At 33.5% G+C, this 13,153-nt stretch carries 10 protein-coding genes and 1 pseudogene; 9 read left to right on the forward strand and 2 right to left on the reverse strand.

Going from position 1 to position 13,153, the window contains the following annotated elements; translation table 11 throughout:
• The first annotated feature begins 296 nt into the window (after positions 1–296).
• From ACUN28_RS13795 to ACUN28_RS13830, 8 genes are all read left to right on the forward strand, one after another.
• The gene (locus ACUN28_RS13795) at positions 297–725 is read left to right on the forward strand and encodes a DUF5412 domain-containing protein (protein ID WP_016087230.1); all 429 of its coding nucleotides are present in this window, start codon (positions 297–299) and stop codon (positions 723–725) included.
• A 308-nt stretch (positions 726–1,033) separates the two neighbouring features.
• Positions 1,034–1,984, forward strand: a complete 951-nt coding sequence (gene bla, locus ACUN28_RS13800; RefSeq protein WP_016087231.1) for a class A beta-lactamase — start codon at positions 1,034–1,036, stop codon at positions 1,982–1,984.
• A 191-nt stretch (positions 1,985–2,175) separates the two neighbouring features.
• Complete coding sequence (locus tag ACUN28_RS13805) at positions 2,176–2,862, forward strand: response regulator transcription factor (protein WP_016081007.1); 687 nt, start codon at positions 2,176–2,178, stop codon at positions 2,860–2,862.
• Positions 2,859–3,935: a HAMP domain-containing sensor histidine kinase gene (locus ACUN28_RS13810; protein WP_016087232.1), complete on the forward strand. Its 1,077-nt coding sequence runs from the start codon at positions 2,859–2,861 to the stop codon at positions 3,933–3,935. The genes ACUN28_RS13805 and ACUN28_RS13810 overlap by 4 nt, the downstream gene beginning before the upstream one ends.
• Before the next feature lie 192 nt (positions 3,936–4,127).
• Positions 4,128–4,889 (forward strand): ABC transporter ATP-binding protein, encoded by a 762-nt coding sequence (locus tag ACUN28_RS13815; protein ID WP_016087233.1) that lies wholly within the window; start codon positions 4,128–4,130, stop codon positions 4,887–4,889.
• Between the two features lie 16 nt (positions 4,890–4,905).
• Positions 4,906–6,735, forward strand: a complete 1,830-nt coding sequence (locus ACUN28_RS13820; RefSeq protein WP_016087234.1) for an FtsX-like permease family protein — start codon at positions 4,906–4,908, stop codon at positions 6,733–6,735.
• A 576-nt stretch (positions 6,736–7,311) separates the two neighbouring features.
• Entirely contained in the window at positions 7,312–7,713 is a 402-nt protein-coding gene (locus ACUN28_RS13825; protein ID WP_000661427.1) for a BlaI/MecI/CopY family transcriptional regulator, read from the forward strand.
• A complete protein-coding gene (locus ACUN28_RS13830) occupies positions 7,713–9,635 on the forward strand; it encodes a M56 family metallopeptidase (protein ID WP_016087235.1) in 1,923 nt (640 codons plus the stop codon). Before ACUN28_RS13825 ends, ACUN28_RS13830 begins: the two co-directional genes overlap by 1 nt.
• A gap of 235 nt (positions 9,636–9,870) precedes the next feature.
• On the opposite strand, the pseudogene ACUN28_RS13835 reads toward ACUN28_RS13830, so the two are convergent.
• A pseudogene (locus ACUN28_RS13835) lies at positions 9,871–10,227 on the reverse strand (hypothetical protein).
• 69 nt (positions 10,228–10,296) lie between these two features.
• On the reverse strand, positions 10,297–10,689 hold the full coding sequence (locus ACUN28_RS13840; RefSeq protein WP_001145272.1) for a VOC family protein: 393 nt from the start codon (positions 10,687–10,689) through the stop codon (positions 10,297–10,299).
• A gap of 111 nt (positions 10,690–10,800) precedes the next feature.
• Here ACUN28_RS13840 and ACUN28_RS13845 point away from each other — a divergent pair, with 111 nt between their 5' ends.
• Entirely contained in the window at positions 10,801–13,110 is a 2,310-nt protein-coding gene (locus ACUN28_RS13845) for an AAA domain-containing protein (RefSeq protein WP_016087237.1), read from the forward strand.
• Positions 13,111–13,153 lie beyond the last annotated feature (43 nt).

Raw genomic sequence — 13,153 nt, forward strand, 5'->3', positions numbered from 1 at the left:
CCAAAGAAGTTAGAAGGAAGGAACGTCATAGCCTGCTTTATTAGTATATTCTCTTGCGAAGAGCAATGCAAGTATACTGTCTGATTTTTTTGATTTTTCCTAAATGGGAATTTTCATGTTTATCCCGTATTAACGGGCAGCCCGACTGGTGAGGGGGATTAAAGTTTCACTTTATAAATAGAGAGACCATCACATGCTCTTTTTATAATACTATTACGGGAGGATTTTTATTTTTGATATATTATACCATTTATTTAATGGTATAATATGGTATTCGTTCTATGGAATGGAGTTGAATGAGTATTATAAATACAAAAGGTGAAATTAAAAAAACAAAAAGAAATGTATTACTAACTATACTTACTATGTTAGTAATTATAATTGGATTTGGATATTGGAAATTTTTTAGTTTGCAAGGTGTTCCAAAAGGTGAATTAATTCGAACAGTGAAATCTCCAGATGGAAAATATCTCATCAAGACTTATTTTCATAATGCAGGATCATTAAGTGCGGATGCTGTTAGGGGTGAATTAGTTAATCTTGATACAGATTCAGAGAAAAATATATATTGGAACTATCCAGATACCGATCCATATATTGAATGGATAAATAAGAATATTGTTAGAATTGGAGATCAAACTTTAGATATTTCACAGAAAGAAACCTATGATTGGCGTGATGATGATAAGCACGTTAAAGAAATGCCTAAACAGTTTATTAGATAAAACAAGGAAATTTAAATGTATTTAATCTTATTTGTTTAACTATAGATAGTATGATATGAGTGAAAAAGTCCATTTAAATCTTCTAAATGGACTTTTTTAGGTTTCTAGATACGACTACTGATAAAAATGGAACAAACTTGTTGCTTAGGTTGTCTATTAAGTATACGTATAAAACAGGGGCTCATGATAGTTCGCTCATTTTATGAAAAGTGAGATGCAAGAAGAGTGATATCCGATACACTCTTTAATTGTATCGATATGTATAACACCTAGAAAAACCATATATTCTTGAAAGAGGTTGAAAATGTATGATAGTCTTAAACAAGTTTTTTAACATTTTACATTACAAAAAGATGGTACCTGTAGTATTTCTTTCATGTGCAACGCTTATAGGCTGTTCCGATAGTAATACTCAATCTGAATCACCTAAACAAACGAAACAAACAAATCAAATCAAACAAGAAACTACTGGTAATGATTCTTTTGCTAAACTTGAAAAAGAATTTGATGCTAAACTCGGTATTTATGCATTGGACACTGATACGAATCAAACTGTTACGTATCAATCAGATAAACGGTTTGCATACGCATCTACCCACAAAGCTTTAGCTGTGGGAGTACTTTTACAAAAGAAATCAATAGAAGATCTAAATCAAAGAGTTTTGTATACTCGTGAAGATCTTGTTAATTACAATCCAATTACAGAAAAGTATGTTGATAGGGGTATGACTCTGAAAGAGCTTGCAGATGCTTCCCTTCGATATAGTGATAATACTGCACAGAATCTTATTCTTAAACAATTAGGTGGACCTAGTGAATTCAAAAAATCACTGAGAGAAATAGGAGATACCGTTACAAACCCTGAACGTTTTGAACCAGAATTAAACGAAGTGCATCCAGGAGACGTACATGATACTAGTACCCCAAAGGCATTAGCTACTAGTCTTCAGGCTTTCACGCTAGGAGATGTACTTTCAACTGAGAAACGGAATTTATTAATAGATTGGATGAAAAGGAATACTACGGGAGACAACTTAATTCGTGCCGGAGTTCCAGGAGGATGGGAAGTAGCTGATAAGACTGGCTCGGGATCTTATGGAACTAGAAATGATATCGCAATTATTTGGCCACCAAATAAAAAGCCAATTGTTCTTGCGATACTTTCTAATCATGATAAAGAGGATGCTAAATACGATGATAAGCTTATTGCAGAAGCAACCAAAATAGCGTTAGATGCCTTAAAAACTACAAATAAATAATAATAGTAATTAGTTATTGAAATTTTCCTGTTTTTCCGTCACAATACTGTGACGGTCTTTTTATGTATTTTACAAAGAATCGTCTTAAGTAAAGAAAAAAGATAGAAACCATCTCTATTAAGTTTATTAATTAAGTAACAACAAATATATGCTTTATTGTATACTTATTGCATTTAATGTGGAGGAATAATATGGAGTCAAAAATTCTTATTGTTGATGATGATAAAGAGATTAGAAATCTAATCTCTGTATATTTGGAAAATGAAGGTCTAAAAACTCAAAAGGCAGAAGATGCTATACAAGCTTTACAACTGTTAGAAGAAAAGGAATTTGATTTGATTATTTTAGATATTATGATGCCGAATATGGATGGCATTGAAGCATGTATGAAAATTAGGGAAGATCGCAATATGCCTATCATTATGCTATCTGCAAAATCTGAGGATATAGACAAAATTCAGGGCCTAGCCTCTGGTGCAGACGATTATTTATCAAAACCGTTTAACCCACTAGAATTAATCGCTAGGGTAAAATCCCAATTAAGAAGGTTTAAAAAATATAATACGTCCATAGAACATAATAAAAGCATTCTAGAAATTGGTGACTTAACCGTAAATACAGATACACGTCAAGTATGGGTAAGAGGAAAAGAAACAAGGTTAACTCCAAAAGAGTTTGCTATTCTCGAATTACTTGCCCGTAACAAAGGGATTGTCCTGAGTGTAGCAAAAATATATGAAGCAGTTTGGAAAGAAGTTTTTTATAAATCAGATAATACCGTCATGGTGCATATTACAAAAATAAGAGACAAAATTGAAGAGGATTCTAAACATCCTATTTATATTAAAACTGTTTGGGGAATTGGATATAAAATATGAAAAGTGTTAGCTTTAGAAATAAGATCATTATAAAACTTCTTGGTGCTGTTGCAGTTAGTTTTTTTATTTCATTTGGTTTAACAATCCTCATTTTGGCATACGTCATAGATCCATTATTTATAAAACACGAAGAATTTGGTATGTTTGAATTCAATTTGGCATTGTTGTTCTTATTCGCGTTCGCAATCTTTACCTTTATAATCCTTTTTTTAATATTGGTTCGAAAGAAAATAGTATATTTGAAGCTCATTTCTGATAATGTGAATGATATTGCCAATGGAAAACTAGGTCTGACAATTGGGGTTAAGGGGAAGGACGAATTGACCCAACTTGCTCAAAATATCAACTATATGTCTAAGGAATTGGAAAATACATTTGAACAAGAAAGACGATTAGAACGTACAAAAAATGAACTTATCACCAATGTATCTCATGATTTACGCACACCTTTAACATCTATTATTGGCTATATAGATTTATTAAAAAGAGGGCAATACAACAGTAACACACAATTACAGGAATACCTTGAAACCACGTATTCAAAGTCACAGAGACTGAAATATTTAATTGATGAGCTGTTTGAGTATACTCGTTTATCAGGTATAGATGCTAAGTTAAACCTTAATGAAGTTGATTTATCAGGTTTGTTAGAACAAATAGTTGGAGAATACATACCTATATTTGAAAAGGAAAGTTTAATCGTTCAAAGATCTATCGCGGAAGAAACAATACCTATCTTCATAGATGTGGAAAAAATGGTACGTGTATATGAAAATCTCTTTATGAATGCGATAAAGTACAGCATGAAACCATCCGAATTATCCGTATGTCTTGCATTAATGGATAACAAAGCAATTTTGAAAGTGTCAAATAAAGTCGAGAAACCGCCTGTTAGTGATCCAAATAAATTGTTTGAAAGGTTTTTCAGGGGGGACAAGGCAAGAAAAGATGACCAGGGAAATGGACTGGGACTTGCTATCTCAAAAAGAATTGTTGAACTTCATCATGGTAATATACATGCAGAATATAAAGATGGTTGGATGTCTTTTATTGTTGAACATCCAATTAGATAGAAAGCTTATGGAACTACAGGTTCCATAAGCTTTTTTTAAAACTTAAGAAATCTTAAGGATTTTACGGGGTGTTTCCTAATTTTCATAGTTTATCATGGGTGTATTCAAAGTGATGAGGCGAGCAAAGAAGATAAAAGGAAAGATTTCATTGTAGCTTATTGTAATGAAATAAAAAAATGCAGGAGGATATATATGATAAAACCAGTTGTAGATGTAAAAAACATTCAAAAATTGTACGGTAAAAAAGGTGAGAATCAATCACACGCGTTAAAAGGTGTATCATTCTCTATTCAAGAGGGAGAGTTTGTTGGTATTATGGGGCCTTCTGGTTCTGGTAAAACAACATTATTAAATGTAATTTCAACGTTAGATACAGCAACGGGCGGTATGGTTGAAATTGCAGGTACGGATATTACGAAAATGAAGCAAGGTGAGCTTTCTGATTTCCGTTCGCAAAAATTAGGGTTCATTTTCCAAGACTTTAACTTATTAGAAAATTTATCTATCTATGAAAATATCGCACTCCCACTTTCACTTCAAGGTGTTTCATCTCGTAATATTGGAAAGAAAGTAGAAAAAGTAGCTGATATGTTAGGCATTACAGCTATACTTCAAAAATATCCTTCTGAAGTATCTGGTGGACAAAAGCAACGTTCCGCAGCTGCACGTGCGTTAGTTCATGAACCAGCAATTATTTTGGGAGACGAGCCGACTGGAGCTCTAGATTCTAAAAATGCAACGAGTTTACTTGATGCCATGACAAGCCTAAATAAAGAGCAAGGTGTATCCATAATGATGGTTACGCATGATCCTTACAGCGCAAGTTACTGTCAGCGTATTTTATTCATTCAAGATGGTGAGTTATATAAAGAAATTCATCGCGGTGGTACCCGTGAAGAATTCTATAAAGAAATTTTAGACGTGCTTGCAAACTTGGGCACACAAAAAGCGTAAGGAAGGAAGTTCAATCATGTTATTTAAGCTTTCTATGTCAGGCCTAAAAAGTAAGTTGCAAGATTACATTGTTTTACTTGTTGGTCTTATTGTCTCTATTTCAACTTTTTATATGTTTCAAACGCTAGCATCCAATAAAACGTTCCTTGAATCTAACTCTTCTATTAGGGATATTGTGGCTGTCTTTAAAATTGGTTCCGTTTTGTTAGCGATTATCACATTTTTCTATATTTTATATGCAAACTCTTTCTTATCAGCTCTTCGTCAAAAAGAATTTGGTATGTATATGATGTTAGGAGCAAAAAAGCATAAAGTTACATTAATTATGTTTATCGAAACAATCATATTAGGTGCCACCTCTCTTTTGATTGGAATTACAATTGGTGTAGGACTTGCAGAAGGTATCGGTCAGCTATTAATGAAACAACTCGAGTTTGCTGGCGAAGGTTATAAAGCATTTTATCTGCCATCTATAGCTATTACTTGCATCTTCTTCTTTGCACTCTTTGTATTATCTGCAATTATGAATAGTATTAAATTATCTCGTATTTCAGTACTGCAACTTGTACATGCTGATGAACAAACAGAACGTGTTGCCATAAAAGGAAAAATGACAGTTGTAGTTGCATTCCTTGGTATTCTTTTATTGGGTATTGGTTATGCATCACTTATTTATATATCATATGCAAATTCGCTAATTGTTTTGGGATTAATGGCCGTTGGATTAATCTCAGCAACCGTTGGTACTTACCTTATATTTGGATCACTTCTTCCAGTTATGATTAACAAGCTAAAGAGTAATAAAAAACGTAGTGAAAAAGGCCTTAATGCTTTTACTTTTGCACAATTAAATTTCCGCATTAATAGTCTAACAAATGTGCTTGCAACAGTAGCAATTTTAGTGGCTCTTGGTGCTGGTGGAATTGCTTGTGGTATGGCATTTAAAAACAACATCCTAAAAATTACAGATCAAATACAAATTTACGATTCAGTCATTCATAATCCAACAGCGGAAGAAAAGACAATTTTGGATAGTATCTTATTTCAAGAAAAACTTGAATATCATTACAAAGTTGATGATAGGTATGTTTATTATCTTAAAGAAGATGTAGAGAAAAATCGCCCTTTCTTGCAAGGTATGAAAATAGAGAAAGTTTCAGAGGAAATACCTATTGGTGCATTTTCAATAAAACGGGCTGAAGGAGAGACAGACACAAAACAATGGATTCAGGCTTTCAGAACGATCCAGCCCAATTATTTATATCCTGATTATGAAATGAAAATTGTAGATTATAACATATACAATGGATTGAAGGGTAAAGAAAGTATTGTGTTTATGGGGAAAACAGATGATTTTGGATCATACATAAAAGAATGGAAAAAACTTGATGAATTACAGATAGCAAAATATAAAAATGTGAAAGCGGAAGAATTGGGTAGTAAGTATCAAACATATATTATGAGTCATGATTTTGCCAGCGGACTAATGTTTATGGGTTTCTTCGTTGGAATTGCATTTTTAGCAATGATGGCAAGTTGCTTAATGTTTAAAGTTCTGTCGGGAGCATCAAAAGATGTAACACGTTATCAAATGCTTCATAAAATTGGTGTCCGCCGAGAATTATTAACAAAATCAATTTATAAAGAGTTATTCTTCATATTCTTATTCCCAGCAATTGTGGGGATTACTCATATATTAGTTGGTATGAACATGTTTAGCCCTCTTTTAATCGACCCGTACTCTCGCATTTGGTTACCACTTGTTATTTTTGTAGTGATTTACTCGATTTACTACTTGATTACAGTTCAATTATATAAAAGAATTGTACTTCCGAAAGAGAAGTAATAAGTATATAATTTTTAACTATAGATCGTTCAATATTTTCGACTTAATAATTTAAGAATTGGATCAGAAATACTTAAAAAGACCTAAAACTAATTGTTAATGTTTTGGGTCTTTTATATTTAAAAATCTTATTTTAGAATTTCTAGTCTAAATAGTTTGGAGTTTCATGTCCTTGTACAACAAAAAAGGGGAGTAAAAAGACATGAAAGTAGGAACTTATTTTATAGTGTAAAATGCTGAATTATCTACAGATACATTGCATTTAGTACCCATTTTCTTGTCTCGATATAGGAACAAGAAAATGGGTACTTTTTAAAAAATGGAATATACTAATTAAGTGTGAAATTAAAATTCAATTTTATAATTAGTAACAAAAAATATTTATGAAGCATCTACTTTTTTGTCTCATTAGGAGGACATAAAGTTTTATACTTATGTTAATTTTTTTCGTCCTTATGTTGATGGGCATAGGAAAGGATTTCACAAATATAAAATAAGATTGACAATGCGAGATTACAAGTGTAATATTCAGTTACGGATTACAAATGTAATCCGAGGGAGGTGTAATTTAAACTAATGAAAGAATTACCTAAAATTTCAGAAGCTGAGTTAGAAGTAATGAAAGTACTGTGGTCAAAATCTCCACAAACGGCAAATGAAGTGATTGAAGAGTTGGAGAAGAAAATGGATTGGAAACCCAAAACGATTCGAACACTAATTAATCGATTAGTTCACAAAGAAGCAGTTGCTTACCATCAAGATAAAGGGCGTATGTACGCTTATTATCCTTTGGTTTCGCAAGATAGTTATTTACAAGTAGAAACAAAATCTTTGCTTAAACGTTTCTATGGTGCAGCATTTAAGCCCTTGCTAGTAAATTTCCTGAAAGAAGAAAAGCTTTCTTCAGAAGACATTAACGAACTTAAACGTATACTGGATGAGAAGACTGAGGAAAATCAGAGGAAGGATAGATCATAATGATAGAAATGTTTATTAATGTCTATCTACCTCATTTTTTCGATTGGTTGATAGAGACCTCTATTATGGCTAGTATATTAGTGGGCCTAATCTTATGTATCAGGGTCTTGTTTGGAAATAAGTTAACTCCACGTTGGCAATACATGCTATGGATCATATTAATAATAAGACTTGTATTACCTTGGTCCCCAGATAGTTCCTATAGTATCTATTCTGTTCTTACTTACAAGAATGATGATGCATTCATTTCTAGCCGAAACCCTGTAACTATTTTTCTTTCAAAAGAACACATGCAAGAATTGAAAGGTATAGACGATACAAAGGTTCCCACAAAAGAAGATACTTATACCTCAAGTTCAACACAAAATGATCAGGCAAACAAGACACAAACACACAATAATGAAAAGCAGGATGATGAGACGGTTCCATTCTATACAATCTGTATATACATTTGGCTTACAGGCGTTATTCTTCTAAGCTTTGCTACTTTTATAATGAACAGGCGTTTACTACTTTACATAAAAAAGCAACCTGTTATTACAGATGAGAAGATTGTCCAGATTTTTGAAAAGTGTAAGCAATCTATGTCTGTCCAACGAGATGTCCCTTTACTTGTATCTGGAAAGGTTTCCAGTCCAACAGTATTCGGATTTATTTGGCCAAAGTTGTTATTATCAACTGTACATATGAAAATATTAGATGAGCAACAGTTACGATATATTTTCCATCATGAATTAGCTCACATCAAGCGAAGAGATGTTGGTGTGAACTGGCTTATGCATGGCTTACTCATTTTAAATTGGTTTAATCCAATTCTTTGGTATGCCTACTCATGTATGCGGGAAGATCAAGAACTAGCATGTGACGCATTAGCTCTTACATGTATAGATGCAGAGGAACAAATTGCGTATGGACATACTATTATTAGTCTTTTGGAACATTATTCAAGTTATTATCAAGTACCAAGTTTGGCAAATTTCAGTAAAAACAAAAGGATGTTAAAAAGGAGAATTCTAATGATTAAAAAATTCCAAAAAAAATCGTATCGTTGGTCTGCGCTAGGAGCTGTGGCAGTTATTGCTGTATCATCTGTATCCTTATTAAATGCCCGTGCTGATATGCCAACTAATCCTGAGAAACAACAAATAGAAGTGAAAAATAATAGGAAAGAATTAAAAACACAAACCGATATTTCTATACAACAAATTGTAGAAAAAATGATTGGCACAAAAGAACAGGCAGAAGCAGAATTTATTGTTTCAGAAGGGGAGTATAATACTTTACTTACAGAACTTGGAGTGGCACGAAATCTGTTTACGAAAGAGGAATTTGAGCGATTTATTGAATTAGAAACAGACGCATATACTTTGGGTAAAAAAGTAAAGTTAGTAGGAAACCCTGAAAAGTTAAACGCAGAAGAACAAAAAAAATATGAGAAAAATGTTGAAGAAATTGGACCATTTAGACAGAAAATTTATTCGCATTTTAGATTATCTAAAAAGGAAGCACAGAAATATCTTGATTTTCCAATTAAGACACCAACTTATGTAGTAAAAGGGTATAAACTAACTGGAGAAGATGTTCAAACCCCGATGACTACGGAAAAGATATATCCGGATATTGTTTCTCAATATCAAAATGAAGATTCTGTGTATGTTGTGCATCAATCAGCCGTTCGTGATCAAGGGAAAAATTCGTTGAATGAGGGAGTGGAAAATAATGAAAAGATAACAAATTATGAATTAGAAGGTACAAAAATAAGTTTAACTGAAAGTCCCGAAAACAATACAAAATATAACATGAAAGTAATGAAAATGATTGTTCCTGCAAAAGGAAAGAATAGCGCTTATCAAGTCCTAATTCTTACAGATAGTTTAAGTAAAGAAGAGTTAGAAAAAATTATGCTGTCCTTTTTAAAATAAAAATAGAGTCTCAGGATTTCGTGCCTGAGGCTCTATTTTTTTAACATAAACGAAACCATTAAGTGAGAAGAGAAATTGGTATAGTCTATATAATGAGAAAGTAAGATGAAATGTACTTTTGTTAGCTTGATCGAGGTGGAGAAAGATTATATGAAAAATAACAATTAAAGATCTGATAACAGGTCCGTTTTTGTCGTCGTTTTGGCATATAATCAATTATGTTGTTTCCCACGCATTAATATGAGCCAAGATGAAAGAAATAGGGAAACACCCTAAATTTTTTATTTCTATAATAAAATAAGATTATTGAGTCGAATGTGACAATAATAATTAGAAGTAACAAGTGTATAAGTGCATCAGTTTTTCCGTTTAATAAAGACTTTATAAAGAAATCCTATTCTGTTTCATAGGGAGGCTCTGTCCAATTTCGTTGCATTCCTAACACCATTCCATTTATAAAATGGACAATGCTTAATAGAATTCTTCCAACAAATAAGGCAGCTGCTTTTATATTCCACTTCTTTATCAGGGTTATATAAAGAAGTGGAAATAATATAAGTACCCAAAAAACGATAATAAAAACTGTATTCATCAGTTTCTACTCCTTATGTGGATCATAAAGTTATGATCCCGCTAATTGTAGGCTGACTAAAGTTTCACTTTATCTCTCCGTCTCAAAAAACTCAATCCATTCTCCATCAGGACCAGCGAAGAATATGTAACGTGTTCCATCTGGTAATGTTTCAATTTCTTCTCCTAGTAGAAAGGTTACGCCGTGTTTCTGAATTCTTTCAATTTCATCTTCTAATGAATCTACTTTAAAGCAAATGTGATGTACTTTTCCTTCTGCCGGAAGGGAAGAGTTGTAGCCTTCAATTAATTCGAGTATCGTCTCTTTTGATTCTTCTACACCTAAAAAAGCGAGTTTTAAGTCTGGGTTCGGGTGTCCCATACGTTTAATGAGCTGTAAGCCGACTACTTCTTCATAAAAAGCGATAGATGTTTCTAAGTTTGCGACCATAAGTCCAACGTGTTCGATTCTTCTAACTGGCATGTAGATTCCTTCTTTCTGAAAATTATATACAATATATTATTGAAAATTAAGAAAATAAGCAAGATAAAAACCTTACAAATTTTAGCGTGTTATATGGTATAGTGAGAAAGTATGTTTGGGGAGAAGGAAGGAGATTATACGATGAATACACCTACTCAAACTCCTTCATTATCGGCAACGATGAAAGAGTGGCATTATGCATTAGCGTATGAAATTAAACATTGGAAAACGATAGGTGGTAGTAAAATTTCTATCATGAACGGTCGTTTTTTATATACAGATTATGAAAGTACAGTATACGTATTTCAGCTCATATCGGAAGTAAGCTTACCTGAAGGTTCACCAATTCGGATTGAGTTTGATGGTGAGGAAGCGACAGGAGAAGTATTATCTGTACATGGATTAGAAATAGAACTGAAATTAAATGATTATATACAAGGTGAAATGCGAGAAGCTGTTTTATACAGTGAACCGTGGCAATTGTTAGAGCAACTACAAGAGCGATTAAAAGAAGCTCATAAAGATAAGCTAAAACGTAATCGTATAAAGCGTCTTGTTGATGGGACGAGCAGTCCGAAACATATTGAGAAGATGAAAAATCCGAAAAATGAATTGGCGTATCGTTCGTTTTACAATCCGACAACGTACGTGTGGGGACCGCCTGGAACAGGGAAGTCTTACAATTTATCACGTATTATTTCGGCGCATTATCAAAAAGGAAAATCGGTACTTGTATTAGCTCATAGTAATGCGGCAGTGGACGTATTAATGAGTGAAGTAACGAAGCAAATTGAGAAGAAAAAGAAATGGACACCTGGCGAAATTGTTCGTTACGGTTATAGTCAACATGAACATATACGAAATCATGAAACATTACTTACGTCGAAGTTAGTTGAAACGACGAACGGATCATGGGGTGAGGAAAGACTTTATTTAGAGGAAACACGCCAAGATCTTCGTGAAAAGATTTTATCATATAAAGCGACTTCTGCTGATAAGAAGCGTATACAAGAGATTGAAAGTGATCTTCGAAAGCAAAAAGCGAAAATTAAAGAAGTAGAAAAAGAATACATTGAAAATGCGAAAGTAATCGGCGCAACTTTATCGAAATGTGCCATTGATTCACTTATTTATGAGCGTACATTTGATTTAGTTGTCGTAGATGAAGTAAGTATGGCCTATGTTCCGCAAATTGCATTAGCAGCTTCACTTGGAAAACGCATCGTCGTTTGTGGTGACTTTTTACAGTTACCTCCGATTGCGATGGCAAACCATGAACTCGTTCGAAAATGGCTCGGCGAAGATATGTTTTATCATGCCGGGATTGTTGATACTGTAAATAAATCAGAGGCACATCCAAACCTCTTTATGCTGCAGGAACAAAGACGTATGCATGCGGATATATCGAAGTTTACAAACTCATTTATTTATAAAAATAGAGTATACGATCATCCGTCTGTTTCAGAACGTAAAGAACTTGCGCAATTGCAACCGTTCGCAAATGAGGCAAGTGTTTTATTTGATACGAGCTCAATGGGAGCATTTTCTTTAAAAGACGCTGCTTCTGGTTCTCGTTTTAATATTATGTCTGGTTTAGTAGCGATGCAAATGATGTTAATCGGGCTGTTAGATGGTGTTCAATCGATTGGTGTTGTTACACCTTACAGGGCACAATCCCGCTTTTTATCAACGTGTATGAGAGAAATGTTGCAGAGAACGAAATATCAAAACATACCAGTTTTAGCGGCGACGGTTCATAAGTTTCAAGGGTCTGAAAGAGATATGATGATTTTTGATACGGTTGATAGTTATCCGCAAGAACGACCTGGCGTGTTATTCTTTGACCATAAAAACCATCGCCTCGTCAACGTTGCAGTGACAAGGGCGAGAGGGAAGTTCATTCAATTATCAGATTGCCATTATATGCGTAAAAACTTATCGAGAAAACAAGCGTTATCACAATTAACAGCTCATATAGAACGACACGGAGATGTGTATGATCGTACGACATCAAGACAATTGTGGGAACGGAAAATTTCGAAACGTTTACGTTGGTTTATGGAAATGAATCTTGAAGAGCCGAAAGGACTATTGAAAGATATTTTAGCCGCAAAACGAAAAATTATTATTTCACTGCCAAGTACGAAACAAGTAGATAAACGAGTATGGCAAGCGTTAATGCGTACAAATGCACAAATAACAGTTTATAGTGATGGACCAGTTCCGTTGAAAAATGTAAAGTTACAAAGACAAAATAAAGCATTCCCGTTTATCGTAATTGATGATGAAATCTTCTGGGCAGGCGCACCGCTCACATCTCAAATGATATTTGAAGGTAGTACGGAATTTCCGTACGTATGTGCAAGATTACAAGCACCAGAAACAATTGGTGTATTAAAAGGATTTTTAGATATTCGGTAAATTCGGATAGGAATTCCTTGACTTTTAATTGGAATGAACTTAG

This window comes from Bacillus sp. WC2507, from assembly GCF_052656125.1.